Raw genomic sequence first — 17,126 nt, forward strand, 5'->3', positions numbered from 1 at the left:
CGCTCCACGCTTGTTGATTCCTGGCACCCACTATAGATTGGCGTTCACGCACTCAATATTGGCGTTATCCCAATTGATCAATGCACTGACGCACTATCGCCTGGATTACCCCGACCTGTCCCTGATCCTCGCGCTGGTGCGCGGCGGCTCTCTGGCCCGGGCGTCGACGCTGTTGAAGGTCGACGTCTCGACCGTATTTCGCGCCGTGCGCCGACTGGAAGCCGCGCTGGGCCAGCAACTGTTCGAAAAAAGCCGCGCCGGCTACTTGCCCACCACCTTGGCGCAAACCCTGGCCGAGCAGGCTGAGCGGGCCGAACTGGCGCTGGAGGCGGCGCGCATTGGCGTGGAGCAGGGCGGTGAAGTCATCAGCGGCACGGTGCGCCTGACCTGCACCGATTCGGTCCTGCAGAGTTTGCTGTTGCCGGCGTTGGCGAAGTTCATGCCCAGCTACCCGGCGCTGACCATCGAGTTGAGTACCTCCAACGACTTCGCCAACCTCAGCCGCCGGGACGCGGATATCGCCTTGCGCCTGACTCGCACACCGCCCGAGCACTTGGTGGGTCGGCGATTGGCGGAGGTTTCCTATCGAGTCTGCGCCAGCGAGGCGTATCTGAAATCGGTCGATTTCGAAGACTTGGCTTCGCTGACCTGGATTGCCCCGGACGACTTCCTTCCCGATCACCCCACCGTCGCGTGGCGCCGTCAGCAGTTGCCCGGCGTCACTCCGGGTTATCGCTGCAACAGCATGTTGTCGGTGACTGAGCTGGTGCGCGCCGGGCTCGGTGTCGCGGCATTGCCGGACTTCCTCATCGGTGAAGGGCTGCAACCGTTGAGTGAGCCGTTACTCGGCTACGACACGGCGCTCTGGTTGCTGACCCGCCCGGACTGCCGCGCCTTGCGCTCGGTGGTGACGCTGTTCGATGAGTTGGGGCGGGCGCTTCGATTGCCTTGACCGAGCGCTAAACCTTCGGCTGATCCTTGCGCACGAAGTGCTGATGCATTTCCGAGGTCAGGCTTTCAATGCGTTCGGTGAGGGCCTTGGTCATTTCAGTGAGCCGGGTATTTTGCTCGAGCAACTCCAGCAATTGCGCGGTGTTCTGCGCCGCTTGCGCCTGACGTTCACTGTTGGCGACGGCCAGGGTTTCGCGGTGCAGGGCGTCGGCGTCGGACTGGGCTTTATCCCGCGCCGCCTGACGGGTCTGGGCCAGCAGAATCAACGGCGCGGCATACGCCGATTGCAGGCTGAACGCCAGGTTCAGCAGGATGAACGGGTAGAGATCGAAGTGCGCCACGCCAAACAGATTGAGGCAAACCCATAACACTACGATCAGCGTCTGCGCACCGAGAAAGGTCGGCGTGCCGAAGAACCGCGCGAAGGCCTCGGCGCGCAGGGCAAACTTGTCGTTGCCGAAGGTCGGCGCCAAGTGGGCGTGGGGGCGATGAAAGCGCAGATGGTCGACGGGGAGGGCGGGTTTAGTGTCGGAGGTCGTGGTGGTCATGGTGCTCTCTGCATGGCGCTGGGACTGAGGCTCACTATAGCCCCAGCGCCAGTTTCATTCTGAAACACATTTCGGTGTTTTATTCAGAGCGACCTGTGATGGTAAATCGGCAGACCTTGTCATTTATTGCAGCTGATAGCAGGCCAGAAACATGTCCAGCGCCGACTCCACCACCGTGGTCTGCATCTCGGCTGACAGGCCGGGCAGGCCCATGGAAATCTGTGGCCAGAACGCAAAGGATTTGAGCATTCCCTGAATCTGTTGTGCAGCGAATTCAGGGGCGACCGGTTTCAAACGACCGTCGGCCTGAGCGGCGCGGATCCACACGGTCAGGCCTTCTTCGTGCTCCCCCATACGGGCGACCATGTTCTGCGCGCGCTCAGGGGAATGGATGGTGGCGGCGATGGCCACTCGCGCCAGGTCGAGAAAATTGTCATCGCCCAGCATCTGCATTTTCGCCATCAGCATCAGGCGCATCTGGTCGCGCAGCGGCAAATCAGGGTGGTAGGGCGTTTCCTGTTCTGCCGTCACCCGCGCCCACAATTGATTGAGAATTTCGGCGAACAACTCTTCCTTGCTGGGGAAATGGTTGTACACCGTGCGCTTCGACACGCCAGCGGTGGCGGCGATCTTGTCCATGCTGGTGATGTCGAAACCGTTGGCACGGAATTCGGCAATCGCAGCCTGAATGATGGCTTCGCGTTTTCGGTCGGTGAGGCGCTGTGGAGCTGTCATAAGTACGCTTCGGCAGGAAGAAGTGAGAATTACACTTGGCAGTTTACTTGTGATCAGCTTTGATGCAACCTAGAAACTACACTGTGCAGTGTAATGTTTTGTTAATCCTGCGCAGTGAACAATAGAATCTCCGGCTGATGCGTGCGTGCCTTGGCCATTTATCGTCCCAAGCGGAAAACCGCGAATCATGCGGTTTTCCTGGAGTCATTCAGTCATGGCCACTTCAACTTCCCCTACGGACAACGCCTCCACGCCTGAAGCTTCCCGTCAGGCAGAAGGGCACTTCCGAAACCATGCGCCCGTGCAACGTGAAGGCTTTCGCAAAATGGTGCGCATCATGTGGAACATGATCTTCCACAAACCGCGTAACACCCGCCCGACGGCGCCTGTCCCGGTGCAAACCCTGACTCAGGCAGCGTTGATCGCTGCACCCAACCACAGCGTTTACCGCCTCGGCCATTCCACCGTACTGCTGAAACTGCGGGACAAATTCTGGATCACCGACCCGGTCTTCGCCGAGCGCGCCTCACCCGTGCAATGGGCCGGCCCCAAGCGTTTTCACCAGCCGCCGATCAGCCTTGAAGAGCTGCCGCCGATCGAAGCGGTGATCCTGTCCCACGATCACTACGACCACCTCGATTATCAAGCGGTGCTCAAACTGGCGGACAAGGCCAAGTACTTTCTGACGCCGCTGGGCGTGGGCGACACCCTGATCAAATGGGGCATCGACGCCAGCAAAGTCCGACAACTGGACTGGTGGCAGGGCACTGAGGTCGACGGCATCCGGTTCATCGCCACACCTTCGCAGCACTTTTCCGGTCGCGGTCTGTTCGATGGCAACAGCACGCTGTGGGCCTCGTGGGTGATGATCGACGGTGACACGCGAATCTTCTTCAGCGGCGACAGCGGTTATTTCGATGGCTTCAAACGCATCGGCGAACAGTACGGCCCGTTCGACCTGACGCTCATGGAAACCGGTGCCTATAACGTCGAGTGGCCTCATGTGCACATGCAGCCGGAGCAAACCCTGCAAGCGCACATCGACCTCAAAGGTCGCTGGTTATTACCGATTCACAACGGCACATTCGATTTGTCGATGCATGCCTGGTACGAACCTTTCGACCGCATTCTGGCGTTGGCTTGGGAGCGGAATGTCTCGATCACCACGCCGCAGATGGGTCAGGCATTCAATGTGATGTATCCGCAGCGGGGTGGAGCCTGGTGGTCGGAGATGGAAAATGTTGGCGATCAGGTGGAGCCTCAGAACGCTTGATAAAGTGCCGCCGGGCCGACCCGCGGGAGCGGCCCGAGTTTCACAACTAAACTAGCTGCGTTCATCCTGTAGCAGGTTTAGATATTCCGAGATTTTTGCCACGGTCAAATCGCGAAATTTTCCGCGGAGCATTTCATTCAGCTCCTCCTGAGACAGTCCGAGCTTTTGTGCCGCCTCAGCCTTACTCAGCCGACCGGTTTCGAGAAATATGCCAATCTTCATAACGTACTCAGATTTGGCCCGCATCTCACCTGCATCGGGATATCCCAGCGCCTCATAAACACAGCTGTCGCTTCCATTGACTTCACTCATTCGCTGACACCTCACTCAACCATCGCATAATCCGCCCGCCCAACCGGATCAGGCGTCGACCCTTTCACATTCATCCCTCGACCCGGCGCAAACCCCGGGAAGAACACCAACCCCTCCGATTCAAACCGATAAGCCAACGCCAGCCGCGTAACATCCAGCACATCGCGTTCATCCTCAAATCGCTGAATAGCGTCAACCGAAACCCCGGATTCCCGAGACAGTTCCTCCACACTCCAACCCAGCATCGCTCGGGCCTGAACGCTATGCGCGGGGGTGAATTGGAAAAGGGCGATACGTTCCAGGGTGATTTTCATCGCAAGAGAGGCCATGGTGTTCTCCGGGCTCAAGAGTGCTGATTCAAAAAATACTGTGTTTTTGTACAGTTGTTTTGAGCCCGAATCAAACTCATTTTTTGATCTGTTCTATCTCGTCCCGTCCAGCCAGGTCGTTGGCGCCTGTCCCAGTACGCGGCGGAACATCGTGGAGAACGCCGCCGGGCTGTCATAGCCAAAATCCAGGGCAATGCGCGTCACCGGTTCGCCCACCACCAGCCGCGCCAGAGCCAGCACCACACAAGCCCGCTGCCGCCATTGGCTGAAACTCAGACCTGTCTGTTGGCGGAACAGGCGATTGAAAGTTCGCAGGCTGATGTGCAACTGATCGGCCCATTGCTGTGGCGACTGATGAGCGTCGGGCCGCTGTACAAAGCCTTGGCACAACGCGAGCAGCCGCGCATCGACGGGCAGCGGAATGTGCAACGGCAGATGAGTGCTGCGCGCCAGTTCATGCAGCAGCAAGCCGATCAGCGTACCGTCGCGCCCGCGCTCGTCATACGCCAGCGGGATTTCCACCGCCTCCATCAGCAATTGCCGCATCAATGGCGAAACGCTGATCACCTGGCAGCGATCCCCCAGATCCACCTCCCCCGGCTCGATATACAAACTGCGAGTACTCACCCCCAGCATCAACACCTCGTGCGCCACTCCCGCCGGAATCCACACCGCCCGCTGTGGCGGCACCACCCAGTTGCCGTCGTGCGTGCTGACCTGCATCACCCCGGTGGCGCCGTACAACAATTGCGCCCGCCGATGTGTATGACGAGGCAACACATGGCCGTAGGAATAATCCGTACCGATGGCCACCACCGGCCGTGGCGTGTGGTCCAGCAGATCAATCGAAACATTGCGCATCGAGCAGCCCCAGCGGTTGGCGTAAACGCGAACATTATTGGCTGACTTGCTGAAGCAGGCCAAGGCGCATCGCTCTATCGTCGACCGCTCTCAACTAACGGACGACGCGCAATGTTCTATCTCATGCTGGCACTCTTCGGCTGCATGACCGGCATCACCGCGGTGCTGTTCGGTTTCGGCGGCGGCTTCGTCGTTGTGCCATTGCTGTACCGCATGCTCATGACCAGCCACGGCACAGACGACCCCGTCGGCCAATCGGCGATGCACATTGCTGTGGCTACCTCGACCTGCGTGATGATCATCAACGCAACGATCGCCACCGGAAAACACCGACGCGCCGGCAATCTCATTCGTCATTACCTGTGGCCGTTGGGTGGGTTCATCGGTTTGGGCGCGGTAGTCGGCGCAGTAGCGGCGATGTGGGCAAGTGGCGAGGTGATTCGCTATGCCTTCATCGCGTACCTGGCCGTGACCATCGCGGATTGCCTGTTGCGACGCGGCTTTCTTACAGCGTCCGACACCGCAGTCCCACGGCGATTGGGAAGGGCAGAGGAGTCTGGCGGCGGTGTAGGAATCGGCACCATCGCCACGTTTCTCGGCGTAGGCGGCAGCGTCATGACCGTGCCGTTGTTGCGGCGTTGTGGGTTGAGCATGTCCCAGGCGACGTCCATGGCCAATCCGCTCAGTTTGCCCGTGGCGCTGGCCGGGACGCTGACTTACATGGCCATGGCCGGTTTCACCGAGTTTGATCTGGGGCCGTGGTTTGTCGGTTATGTGGATCTGCTGGCGTTTGCGGTGTTGACGGTGGGGTCGCTGGTGGGAATCAGGCTGGCATCACCGTGGATTGGGCGGATACCGGATCGAACCCATGCGCGGGTGTATATCGGTTTGCTGGTGCTGGTGCTGATCAGCTTGTGTCTGAGTTGAATGCTGGCGACGTAGCTTTTCATCGATTCTCGGACGAGGCTTCGCCATAATCCGCGGCTCTTTACCGCGAGCAGGCGCTCGTTTCATTCAAGGATGATGTGATGTTCAAAGGACTGTTTCGTCTGACCGGCGTTGTCATGCTGGCGTGCACAACATTTCCTACCACGCTGTGGGCTGAAAACGGTACTCGGGTCTACACCGGAACCGTGGGCAAAACACCGATTGTGCTGGAGGTGAACGCCGACGGTAGTGAGGGTCGCTACTTCTATCAAAAGTACCGCGGCGATCTGGTGCTCACCGGCAACAAAGAAGGCGAAACCCTGATACTCGACGAGGGCAACCCGCCGGTCGAAAAGCGTAAGCCTCTCCCGCAATTTCGCTTGCAACCCAAGCCCGACGGTTGGTCTGGCGAGTGGATCAGCTCACAAGGCAAAGCCCTCAAGGTCGACTTGCAGCCAGCCAAACTCCCGCCGTTTCCCGCCGATGCATTGCCCTATCTCGTCAGACTCCATGACAAGGCGCCGTACGAATACCTACGTCTGCAAGGCCTGAAACTCAAACAAGGGCGGACCGAAACGTTCATGGGTTACACGTTGCAATGGTGGAGTGAGCCGCAGACAAAAACAGAAGGGTTTGAAGTGGTGTCGGGTTACACCGCTGAGACACGCCAGCGCATCAATCAGCAGTTGATAGCGCGGTTGTGGCAGGGCGTGATGGGGCACTTTGGGTGCTACGTCGATGGCCAAGCGAGTTACTACAATCAGACGATGCAGCCGTCGTGGATGACGCCCTCGGTGATGAGCACGACGCTCTCATTCGAGTACTACTGCGGTGGCGCATATCCGAATCAGTACAACCAGGCGCTCAATCTTGATACTCGTACCGGAAACGCCCTGACGCTTGAAGACGTGCTGTGGGTGGGGCAGGGCAAGCCACTGCATTTCGAACACAACTATGACGACGATGAACATGCACCCGAGTCATTCGAAGTCTATTCGGCCTATCGCTCAAAAGAGCTGGCGCCTTGGCTGGTGGCGCAACTGCTTAAGCTCTATCCCAAGGAAATGACGACAACGGCAGAAGGGGAGAACGACTGCGGTTACGACGAAGATGACCCTTGGCAATCTCCGGACTGGTACTTCACCGAAAAAGGCATCAGGTTAGAGCCTACTTTCGCTCACGTGGCTGCGGTGTGTGGACTCATACGCTGGAGCGTTCTGCCTTACAGCCTCGTCAAACAGCACCCCGGCGGCGTAGCACTGCAACTGCCCTAGGCTGTATACGGAAACATTTACCCAAGGATGATTTGATGTTCAAAGGATTGTGTCGTTTGACCGGCGTTGTCGTGCTGGTGTGCTCAGCGGTTTCTACTGCACTGGGCGCCGGCAGTGGCAAACAGGTTTACACCGGAACGTTAGGCAATTCGCCGATTGTGTTGGAGGTAAACTTCGATAATGGCAAGAACGTGAGCGGGCGCTACTTCTACCAGAAGTACCGCAAGGACTTAATAATCAGTGGCGCAAAGGACGGTGAGGCGCTGAGGTTTGAGGAGGGCAACTACCGCGATCGCGATGGTAAACCGCGCCCGAATATTCGTCTTCAGCCCACTTCCAACGGCTTGTCCGGGAAATGGACCAGCCCCCAAGGCAAAGTCCTGAAGATAGAACTGCTGCGAGCCAAACTACCACCTGTTCCTGTTGGTACTTTGCCTTATCTTGCTACGCTCCATGACGTGTCGCCTTATGAATACCTGCGCCTGCAAGGTATGACACTCAAACAAGGCAAAACCGAAACCTTCATGGGCTACACGCTGCAATGGTGGAGCGAACCGCAATCCGGGATGTCGTTGTTTGAAGTGGTTTCGGGTTACACCGCCGAAGAACGGCAACGCATCAATCAGCAGTTGATGGGGCGATTGTGGCAGCAAGTCGTCAGCTTTCACGATTGCCTCACCCAGCCCGGCATGTACGTCTACAGCCAAACGGCCGATCCGTTGTGGATGTCACCTTCGGTGATCAGCGTGAACATCATGGCCGAGTACAACTGTGGCGGGTCTTATTCGGATGAGAGGGACATGCCGTTCAATCTCGACATCAAGACCGGCAAGACCCTGGCGCTGGAAGATGTGCTTTGGATAGGACAGGGCGGACCGAAGTATTACGAACTAAGCCAGCTCGACGACAAGGCGTCCTATGATGCTTATCGCGCCTATTCCGAATACCGCACCAAAGAACTGGCACCGTGGCTGGTAGGTCAATTGCGTACGCTCTATCCCGAGGAAGTCACCACCACGACTGACCGTAATGATGGCTGCGTCTACGGTGAAGAACAGTCGTGGATCTTCCCCTCCTGGTACTTCACCGACCAAGGCATCAAGTTGTTGCCTTCCTTTGAGCACAACCGAGCCATGTGCCGAAACGTGGGGTGGAGCGTCCTGCCGTACAACCTGATCAAACAACACCCCGGCCACGTTGCATTGAAGTTGCCCTGACGCTGGATTACTTATCCGCCAACCCCGGCGCTTCACGAACAATGAAGTGATCCAGGTTCTCAATATTCGCACTGAACACCCCGAACGTCTGCTCGGGGTTTTTCTTGCTCGGCACCTGTTTCAACTCCGGCGTCACGCCATAAAAGAAGCAATACAACTCCTTCCCGCTCTCGCTGGCGTGCTTGATCTCTTCCAGAAACGCTTTGCGCTTGCGGTAGGTGTCGATCAGCTTCTTGCTCAGGTAAACGTTGACTGAATAAGGCTTCTTCTTCGCCTCGTCCGCTTGCTTGAACCAGACCTTCTGTTCGAAATCGATACGAAAGCTCTGAGTGTAATCCTTGATCTCCTTGATCTTGCCCCAATAAATCAGCCCCTTGTTGTCCTGCAGATACTCGATCTTCTTGAAGAACGACCCATAAGGCGCCGTGTGCTCGCCAATCTTCAGCGGCATGCGCTTGAGCAACTCCTTGTCCTCGAAGTTCGACACAAAACACTCCACCGGGTGGGCGAAGACACTGGTCTTGTCTGGTGCTGATTCGCGGCTTGGGTGCTCGACCTCACTGGCTGTCGAAGCGGGTTTCGGATCGTCCCGCATCACGTCAGCCGAGACCGCCGGGTTCGACGGCTTACGAACATACTCACGCCGCGTCAGCAACAACTCCGACGGAAAATGCTCCTCGCGACTGTCATCCGTTTCCGCACCGTCCGCGTCCACACCTGACGCCGACGCCTTGAGACTGACATAAGGACAATCCGCAACATGCCGGGTGCTGGGCGTGTTCTTGAAGTGCGGGGTGCGAACGTAATTCACGTTTTTGGCGTTGAACGTCGTCAACACATTCGCCGCATCGAACGCCAAACGACAGGCATCGTTGGGGCATTGGAAATGTTCTTTGGCGGAATCGAATTCCATGGTCTCGTCGAAATTCAAATCGCGCACGTCATAGATCGACAGCTTGTCGTCGAGGCTGAGGCAGTAGGCGAGGTCGAATTTCATGGGGGGCTCGGGTCCTTGAGTGGGAAGGGTATTAATAGCGGGAGGCGGGGTGGGTTACCAGCAATGGATCTCTCCACCCAACATTAAGAGAACTACCAAAAATCCGAGACATCCAAAGCAAAACGGCAAAACGGTAAGCACGAGTTGAATCACGACAGCAAATTTAAAACCACCGAACAGGCCATAACTTTTCCAATACAGTACGTGTAGCTCCATCGTCAGCGCGTTTGCCATCCAGACCGCACCAATGGCCATGATCTCTTTTTTTGAGCAATACGTAGCGCCATAAGCAGCAGGCCAAAAAAGGCGATGAGAAATGAGGCGATCAGGAGTCGGGATTGATTCGGATTGGTCGAGTCGACGGTGGGTGCATGCAAGGTCAGTCCATGTGTGTTCGAGAGAGCTGGTTCTCGATTACGTAAAAGTTATCAATACAAATTTGGGGTGATGACAATCCTATGAAGAACCGCTTCCGGGCATATTCATCCGCTCTAGGGGGCTTACTTCACGGAGCATGGCGGGACAAGCAGAAAAAAAGCGACCTCGCGGGGTCGCTTTTCGATACCTTTCAAGCAGGGATAGCTTCCTGTTCGCTAACACTGCTTTGTAGCTTCGTCGACTCGTACTCCCTAATCCGGGTGGATGCGACGCTGAACACTACGGATGCAATTTTGCTCGCTAGCAGGGGCGGCACCGCATTCCCTACCTGGTGAAACTGCTTCGTCCTGTTACCTTGGAAAAAGTAATTATCAGGGAAGGTCTGAAGTCGTGCTGCTTCCCTGACCGTCAGACTCCGGCATTGCTTCGGGTCGTAATGGATGAAGTAATGGCCGTCCTTAGAAATATGGCTGGTCACAGTTGTTGCCGGTTGGTTTTCCAGCTGCACTCTGAAGCGATCGTTAAACTTGCCGGATTCCCAATTCTTGTGAGCTGGGGCCAAACCTGGAAGATTGAACTGTTGATGGCCTTTTGGGGACGTTTTGTAGGCTCGCGCGTAAACACTGGCAAACATGTACCTCCTTAAATCCGAAGGCATGTGACCGCGAGCATCATGGTTCAACCAATAATCCAGCTTTTCGTCGCGATACCAGTGGTCCAGCTCATCTATACCGGTCCTGCCATCACTTTTTTGGCGAGGTACTCGTAGTGCGCCGACCTCATATACAGAGGAGATCATGCCGTCCCAGGTAATTTTCATTTCGGTTGCAAGCTTCGGTTCAGCACTGGAGTCTACGTCTTTCCTGAGCTCGTCCAGTTGATCCATAACGACTTTGTACCAAGCTTCACTATCGTCCTGTTGTTTGGTGAGTCGGCTTCGAAGCTTGGGGAGGTCATGGATTGCATGCTTGGTACAGATTTCAGGTGCGAACGGAATGCGTCCGTGATCTGGCACGCAACCTTGTTCATCCAGCGCGATACCTAGAAGAATTACGCGATGTCGTGCTTGAGGAATTCCGTGCTCCTCAGCTCTTATAATGAATCCACGAGGATCCACCTTGCCAACATCATCACCTGGGTTGAAAGACTGTCCGGTCACCAAGGAGCAGATGCGGTATTTCTTTCCCGGTGTCGCGTCACCCAATGCCTTATGAGGGTCAGTGAGGTCTTGGAGAATCTGAGTGAAAATACCTTCTCCACCCACTTTGGAGGACAGGATGCCTTTCACGTTTTCCATCACGAAAACAGTAGGCTGTCGTTCTTTGATAATCCGAAGGTATTCCTTGTACAGGAAGTGACGATGATCGTTCTCAGCGTTGTAGTTCGCTTTACCTTGATTGCGGGAGCGGCCAACGAGCGAGTAGGCCTGGCATGGCGGACCGCCGATAAGTACCCACGGTCGGTCTTTATCAAGTTTCTCTTCGAGTATCTGGTCCAGCTCCAAATCGCCTTCTTTCGACCCCAGCGTGATGCATCGGGCTTCGGCGTCGGCTTCGAGCCATTGAGGCTCACTAGCGGCAGAATAGGGACTCTGGCTATGGCCATTGCAAAAAGCGTAGTAGTCAGAAAGGCGCCCGGGATTCTTCAGCTTTAGAAGTCTGTAGAACGCTCTGAGCCTAAGAGTCTCGCGAGCTACAGGGTCCATCTCGGCAGAAACCACGATCTCAAACCGATGTCCATTACCAGAAGACGCGAAGCCTTCGCCTAGGCCGCCTGGACCGGCGAAAAGATCAACGATCTGGATTGGCTTCGAAAGCTCAGTGTCGCATTCGAAAGCAGTGTCTCGCTCTAACGGTAAATTCATTTGGGGTTCTGTCATGGACATCGTCAGTAAAGAAGTCAGGTCTCGCATGATGGCTACCATCCGCAGCCGCAATACATCCCCTGAGATGAAGGTCCGCAAGCTACTGCATCGGCACGGCTTTCGGTATCGACTACATCCCAAGGAGCTTCCTGGCCGACCGGACGTGGTGCTTCCACGTTACGATCTCTGCATTTTCGTTCAAGGTTGCTTTTGGCACAGACATCCTGGCTGTAGGTATGCCACAACTCCCAAAACCAGAGAGGAGTTCTGGCAAATGAAATTCGACCAGAACGTTAAGCGCGACCTCAGGAACAAAACCGAGCTTCTGCAGCGGGGCTGGCGCGTTTTCGAGCTTTGGGAGTGCGGTATCCGTGGGCCGGAAGCAGGAATAAACTGGCTTCTGGAGGCTGTGCGGGATTGTAATCAAAAAGACGTCTCATGGCCCACCTTTCCTATTCGGGCTGATTGATTAGCTGACGCTAGTGGATGGGGCGGCCGCTTAACCTTTCCCGCAATTGAGGTCTTTGGAGCGGGGCTGCGGCAGAAGCGTCGATGAGTGACGAGATGTTTCTTTAGCCTGTGGCAAAGGCGTCCAATTGTTGGCGATGGTCCTGAAATTTTTTGCGGCGCTAGCCAATAAGGCTTTTTTATAGAAGTCAATGAGGAAAATATCAGACTCCATTGACCACTAAACCTACAACACTTCTCTCTGCTTCTAATAGGCCGATATTCTCTATTCGTTCAAGAAGATACTTAAGAGCATTTCGCTCGTTAGATGTTAATTCAAACTCTAACGCTAATAGCGACTGCAACGCAGCATTGGATTTAGGGGAGAGTAGATTCCAGCGTTTTGCTTCATCTAGTACTCGTGTGACCGCCGCAGTTAGCGCGGTAACTGTTACACCGTTGAAAGTCGAGTTTTCTAGATTCGTTATGTCAATGGCATTGGCACTCATACTGGTATCTTCGCCACTTTGTTTAGCGGGTGCTGCGGGTATTTCGAAGATCGCGTCAAGAACGACAGCTAAGTTGTCGGTTGGAAGTTCATCCAAACATCTGACTTCATTTCTCGCTCGTATCTGAAGCACTGCCCGTCGGGTGAGGCTTTCCATAGGTCCATTGCCGTGATGCAAAGATGCCCGAACCCACGCCTCGGCTATTCCTAGTGCCAATACAGGATTACCGCCTAGGCTTGGCCGTTCAGTAATCTGCACAAATGCGTCCTCGGAAAGTTTTTCAAGTAGACCCCATCGGTCGAAGCTTGTCCGACCTCTATCAAACAATTTTCCGCGCATCCAGAGTCTTTGAAATGTGTTACGCACGCCGCCGAGATATCTCTCAGGCGAGTCACCGAATCGCCAGTTTGCAATGTCGGGAACCGCTACAATTGTTATGAATGCCCATACATCATCCCTGAGTGCTTCCCCGCTTGCTAGTACACTCTGCTCCGCCAGCCACGCAGCGGCCTGGGCATCAAAATTTGACAGCTCAGTCCTTGTGCCTCTGCGGCCATATCCATTGCTTTTCGCAATGTGTAGGATACCCAAGCGGATATCTTCAAGATGTTTTGAAGATATCGGGCTTCCGCCAGTTGGAGTGAATCTGACAGCTTCTGGAAGCTCCTTAGCGTTAAATCCTGACCACTGGTGCGGTCCGTTGTGCAGGTATGTCTCCAGCAACCGCTCTGCTGCTGGCGCCGGAAGTCTAGGCAGTAAGGTAATCATTCATTTATCTCCTAGATCTGCTAGCGCCACAAATGAAGCGCGGAATATTCCGGGCCTATTGTCAAATACGGACCTTATGAAGTTCGGGTCTTTGCCTGGCCATGCCTTTTTTAACCACGAGGATGCTTGCGCTGCCAGAGATCCGGGTTCAGGTGCGTTAAACAGATCGTTTACTTCTGGGTCCGTTATCAATCGCTCACATACCTGCCCCATCACATCGGCCATTAGCATTTGAATCATCAATGGATCTTCATCTTGAATCCTTTCGATGAACTCCGTGTGCGTCGAATTCAGATAGAGCCTCATCGCTCCATGAAAGTCGCGAGACCATTCACGTGGAGACCAGTGTAGGTACCAGGGTGCAGATGAAGAAATCATATCTCCAAGTAAGATTTGCATGTCTCCAATTTCGATTGGAAAACGAGGTTCCTCTCCTTCAAGCCTCATCCGAATTCGATCTGACCAGAGTTGATCCCCAATACGCGAAGGAGATAGAGGCGAAGGGGCGGATATTGAGGACGCTAAAGTTATCCGAGTACTAATGTCGAGAACAGACGAGAGCGCTTCGCCCTCTATCTCCAACTCGAACTCCACGAACCAAGGCTCTACTTCTAAAGTGCGATTTTCGCGAGTCAGTATTAAACGTGGCAGCCGACCCTGACCTGTACCGACTCTAACAGTCGCAAAAAACCTCAGGTTTCTGAGATCAATGTTCAAATCTGCAGCCGCGATAGATGGGTCTAGTGCTATTCGGCGACGCAGGCGAGTGGAGGAGGCGGCATCCCAGTTCTGCAGATATTCTCCAGCCGGAGCCCACTCAGATTCGTTGAGAGAAATTAACCACGGGGAAGCGATTACTGCAGATTCGGAGAGGGTCAAAAAAGGAAATGCAATACGGCTCACCGGTTACTCTCCGTCAGTACGTCCACGTCAGCGATTACCGCGCAATCGGAAGGTATCTGCACTCGAATCTCGTACACTCCCTCCGCGCCGTTGATGGTAAGTTTGCCCCCCTCTGAGAACTGAATGCCGTCTGATGAACGGATCGACAATACTTTAGCAGTAGGCAGTACGACGTCCGACTCAATCGACCGACCTCCATCTACGGCAATAGCCGCAGTCGCGGTCAGAATGCTCCCGCTACGATTAGAATTCTGACGGACTTCTGTGATGAAAACCCCCACGGCTTCGCCCTCAATAGCTTCAAGACGGATGAAATTCGGCGCACTAGCTCGAGCGCGGGCGAGTGTTGCACGCCCCCCAGATGTTTTGCCTCGCTTTCTTCCAGCTCCATCTCCGTTGACTCCTTCAAGTGCAGATCCCATACGACCTGCAAGCTTAGCGAGAGGAGGGCCCGACTGAGGGCGTGGTGTTCCTCCAGGCGAACTCAACCCTATATCTGCAGCATGGGCGCGTAGATCTCGAAGGGCCACGTTCACAAGTGTCTTCGGTATGCCCTTGGGCAGGTTTTCAGGAATCCAGTCATCATGAGCAGGGGGCTCTGACTCAGCAAAGGCCGATTCAACATCCTCTTCATTGCTGGTGACGAAAACTCCGGCCCATTCAAGTCGTTCATCAGGTAACGCTGTGCCGAGTAGGTATTTAACGACAAGTCCAACGGGGCGCATGAGTGCGATATGTTGGGAAACTGCCGGGAATAAGCTGTCCTCTTCTACAAGCAGGCGCCTGGATGTCCGTAAGCCCTTCTCAATGGCAAGCGTCCCAACCTCGATTTGAGACTTGGTTGCAGATAGCGATCGGACGTCATTCCCTTTACCTGAACGCACCGCGCGCATTGCTTTTGAAAAAAGATCTAAGGGGGGGAAATCCTCAGGGGCTGGAATTTTAATTTCCACTCCATCCAACTCAAAGCGTAGGTCAAATTTATGTGTAGCTGGCGTGTCCCGCATCATACGAGGCCAGAAATTCCATAAGACGGCTTCAATCACTTTGTTAGCCAAGGTCTGGAGGTCTTCACCATCCGTCATGAAGTCGAGGATCATGATCGACGTGCCAGTTTGATCTGCCCCCCTGTCTGGCAATCCTAAGGCCGAGGCAAGGGCTTGAGCATCGGCACCAGTCAGTGGGTCCACTATTCCATCTTCGGGATCCGCTATACCCCACCAATGGCGTCCGGTGAAGTGTTGAGACATGGCATTGTCCGGGACTTCGAAAGAAGGTCCTACATGACAACCGATGATCCGGCGTCCTTCCAGCCCGGTCGCATGCGGAAGTGTGTCCACGATGATGGTACTGCAGCAGCTAGCACGGTAGAGCGCTATTTTCCCAAATCCGTAAGTGCCGCCACCTTGCACGGTGTTTCTTGCAGCACCTATATTTCGCAGAAAATTTATGAATTGAGTATCTTTAGTCCCTAAAGGAATTCGATCTGAACGGGTTGGACCGCCGAGCCCTATGGTACGAAAATCGCAAATTTCCATCACAATAAGTTCCTTTTGTGAAAGCGAATTTCGAAGAGCTGTTCGCGAATGCTCAGCGGCAGGTAGGGATATTAGAACTTTGGATTCAAGAGCCAACCGCTGACTCTCTGTAAGTCGGCGAATTCTTATTTCTATCTTTGGACCAATCCCGAGCTTTGCAGCATCTGCGATGTTTTGTAAGGACTCACGAATTACCGTCTGGAGCGGATCGAGTGTGGGTGCTCCAAGAAGTCGACGAATATTATCACCGATGTTTCCGGTTGAACCAAAAGGCTCCGAGAAAAGCTCCAAAGGCTTTATAGGCATCCGCTAAGCTCCCTCTCGATCATTCTATAAGTGTTGTCAGAGCTCAAAAATTGTGAGGCGAACGAGAGATCAACCGCATAGGTAATGGAAGATAGACCTGCGTGTGCTACTCCCGTTGAGAGCATTGATGAGGTCAATCGAGGAAATCCGTCCCTGATTTCGTAGAGAGATTCAGATTGAATCCGGAAGGAATGGCGATTCCACCGAGGTTTGTCGAAGTCCTCGCATCCAATTGCGGCGAGTTGACTTCGAAGCCCATTCGGCTCATCTGCTTTTTTCAGAGCACTTGTAGCTAGGCTGCATATGCTGAGGCTTCCGCCAAATACTGGTTCCAATATAAAATGCAGAAGATGAAGGCTGCCATCTTCCGGAAGTTCCAGTTGGTCAAGACCGTTTATTACGATGATTGGATTTCCTGTACGGACTGTCGACTTGATCTCAAGCGAAATACTGTCCCTGCGAAAGTCATGCCTATCACCAGATGGACCGCTCCATGCTCGCCATCCAGTAGCGGAAAGGTCCAATAGGCGGTTGAGAATTAGTAGCTCTCCTACCAGACCAACAACTACGTTGGGGGCAACCTCCTTATCATTTGATTGCATTAAGAGGGAGCGAAAATCCTCAATCGTGGACTCGATGGCTGAAATGCAACTGATGCCGGTGGCAACTCTGGCAAGCATTTCATCAACAAACTCTGCGAATACAGTATCTAGATCCTTTGAGAGGCAGACTAAATCAATGAACCTGACTGAGTGCCCCTTATGGGTAAAACAAGATACGGTCAACGAAAGGGCGTCTGCGGTACCTGAGCGCGAAAGCGTTTCGCGCTCACTTAACGGCAGAAGAACTCGAGGCTCTTCGTTTGGACCCAGCGCTAGGCGTACCCTGCCCGCGGGAGTGATGACGTCGGTAGGAATCGTGCGAATCTCAAAGTCACCACCAATATCGCCACCACTACGTAGCACTCCCCACATATTTCTAGCAGTCAT

The 17,126-nt window shown here is 54.6% G+C and carries 17 protein-coding genes; 6 read left to right on the forward strand and 11 right to left on the reverse strand.

Going from position 1 to position 17,126, the window contains the following annotated elements:
* The first annotated feature begins 10 nt into the window (after positions 1-10).
* Positions 11-952 (forward strand): LysR family transcriptional regulator, encoded by a 942-nt coding sequence (locus tag ACA079_RS06640; protein WP_497704287.1) that lies wholly within the window; start codon positions 11-13, stop codon positions 950-952.
* Positions 953-959: 7 nt separating this feature from the next.
* On the opposite strand, the gene ACA079_RS06645 is transcribed toward ACA079_RS06640, so the two are convergent.
* A complete protein-coding gene (locus ACA079_RS06645) occupies positions 960-1,499 on the reverse strand; it encodes a DUF1003 domain-containing protein (protein ID WP_497702973.1) in 540 nt (179 codons plus the stop codon).
* 123 nt (positions 1,500-1,622) lie between these two features.
* Positions 1,623-2,234 (reverse strand): TetR/AcrR family transcriptional regulator, encoded by a 612-nt coding sequence (locus ACA079_RS06650; protein WP_497702974.1) that lies wholly within the window; start codon positions 2,232-2,234, stop codon positions 1,623-1,625.
* Between the two features lie 214 nt (positions 2,235-2,448).
* On the opposite strand from ACA079_RS06650, the gene ACA079_RS06655 reads away from it, so the two are divergent.
* The gene (locus tag ACA079_RS06655) at positions 2,449-3,507 is read left to right on the forward strand and encodes an MBL fold metallo-hydrolase (RefSeq protein WP_497702975.1); all 1,059 of its coding nucleotides are present in this window, start codon (positions 2,449-2,451) and stop codon (positions 3,505-3,507) included.
* Positions 3,508-3,558: 51 nt separating this feature from the next.
* Here the strand turns inward: ACA079_RS06655 and ACA079_RS06660 are convergent, their stop codons facing one another.
* The 3 genes from ACA079_RS06660 to ACA079_RS06670 form a co-directional block, all read right to left on the reverse strand.
* The gene (locus ACA079_RS06660; RefSeq protein WP_497702976.1) at positions 3,559-3,819 is read right to left on the reverse strand and encodes an XRE family transcriptional regulator; all 261 of its coding nucleotides are present in this window, start codon (positions 3,817-3,819) and stop codon (positions 3,559-3,561) included.
* 11 nt (positions 3,820-3,830) lie between these two features.
* Positions 3,831-4,148, reverse strand: coding sequence for a helix-turn-helix domain-containing protein (locus ACA079_RS06665; RefSeq protein WP_033056760.1), 318 nt, complete (start codon positions 4,146-4,148; stop codon positions 3,831-3,833).
* 93 nt (positions 4,149-4,241) lie between these two features.
* Positions 4,242-5,009 carry an AraC family transcriptional regulator gene (locus ACA079_RS06670; RefSeq protein ID WP_497702977.1) on the reverse strand — a complete coding sequence of 256 codons (768 nt, stop codon included), beginning with the start codon at positions 5,007-5,009 and terminating at the stop codon, positions 4,242-4,244.
* Between the two features lie 111 nt (positions 5,010-5,120).
* Here ACA079_RS06670 and ACA079_RS06675 point away from each other — a divergent pair, with 111 nt between their 5' ends.
* The 3 genes from ACA079_RS06675 (at position 5,121) to ACA079_RS06685 (ending at position 8,427) form a co-directional block, all read left to right on the forward strand.
* The gene (locus tag ACA079_RS06675; RefSeq protein WP_497702978.1) at positions 5,121-5,936 is read left to right on the forward strand and encodes a sulfite exporter TauE/SafE family protein; all 816 of its coding nucleotides are present in this window, start codon (positions 5,121-5,123) and stop codon (positions 5,934-5,936) included.
* A gap of 101 nt (positions 5,937-6,037) precedes the next feature.
* Positions 6,038-7,210 carry a hypothetical protein gene (locus tag ACA079_RS06680; protein WP_497702979.1) on the forward strand — a complete coding sequence of 391 codons (1,173 nt, stop codon included), beginning with the start codon at positions 6,038-6,040 and terminating at the stop codon, positions 7,208-7,210.
* 35 nt (positions 7,211-7,245) lie between these two features.
* Entirely contained in the window at positions 7,246-8,427 is a 1,182-nt protein-coding gene (locus tag ACA079_RS06685) for a hypothetical protein (RefSeq protein ID WP_497702980.1), read from the forward strand.
* A 7-nt stretch (positions 8,428-8,434) separates the two neighbouring features.
* Here the strand turns inward: ACA079_RS06685 and ACA079_RS06690 are convergent, their stop codons facing one another.
* Positions 8,435-9,424: a hypothetical protein gene (locus tag ACA079_RS06690; protein WP_497702981.1), complete on the reverse strand. Its 990-nt coding sequence runs from the start codon at positions 9,422-9,424 to the stop codon at positions 8,435-8,437.
* Positions 9,425-9,992: 568 nt separating this feature from the next.
* Complete coding sequence (locus ACA079_RS06695; protein WP_497702982.1) at positions 9,993-11,666, reverse strand: DNA cytosine methyltransferase; 1,674 nt, start codon at positions 11,664-11,666, stop codon at positions 9,993-9,995.
* A gap of 49 nt (positions 11,667-11,715) precedes the next feature.
* Between ACA079_RS06695 and ACA079_RS06700 the strand changes: the two genes are divergently transcribed.
* Positions 11,716-12,135, forward strand: a complete 420-nt coding sequence (locus tag ACA079_RS06700) for a very short patch repair endonuclease (protein ID WP_497704288.1) — start codon at positions 11,716-11,718, stop codon at positions 12,133-12,135.
* A gap of 202 nt (positions 12,136-12,337) precedes the next feature.
* Here ACA079_RS06700 and ACA079_RS06705 read toward each other — a convergent pair whose 3' ends face one another.
* From ACA079_RS06705 to ACA079_RS06720, 4 genes are read right to left on the reverse strand one after another with little or no spacing between them, the layout of a single operon-like run.
* On the reverse strand, positions 12,338-13,390 hold the full coding sequence (locus ACA079_RS06705) for a DUF6339 family protein (protein WP_497702983.1): 1,053 nt from the start codon (positions 13,388-13,390) through the stop codon (positions 12,338-12,340).
* Positions 13,391-14,293, reverse strand: a complete 903-nt coding sequence (locus tag ACA079_RS06710; protein WP_497702984.1) for a hypothetical protein — start codon at positions 14,291-14,293, stop codon at positions 13,391-13,393.
* A complete protein-coding gene (locus tag ACA079_RS06715) occupies positions 14,290-16,137 on the reverse strand; it encodes a hypothetical protein (RefSeq protein WP_497702985.1) in 1,848 nt (615 codons plus the stop codon). The genes ACA079_RS06710 and ACA079_RS06715 overlap by 4 nt, the downstream gene beginning before the upstream one ends.
* The gene (locus tag ACA079_RS06720) at positions 16,128-17,126 is read right to left on the reverse strand and encodes a PD-(D/E)XK motif protein (RefSeq protein WP_497702986.1); all 999 of its coding nucleotides are present in this window, start codon (positions 17,124-17,126) and stop codon (positions 16,128-16,130) included. Before ACA079_RS06720 ends, ACA079_RS06715 begins: the two co-directional genes overlap by 10 nt.

The organism is Pseudomonas sp. LBUM1645 (assembly GCF_059716185.1).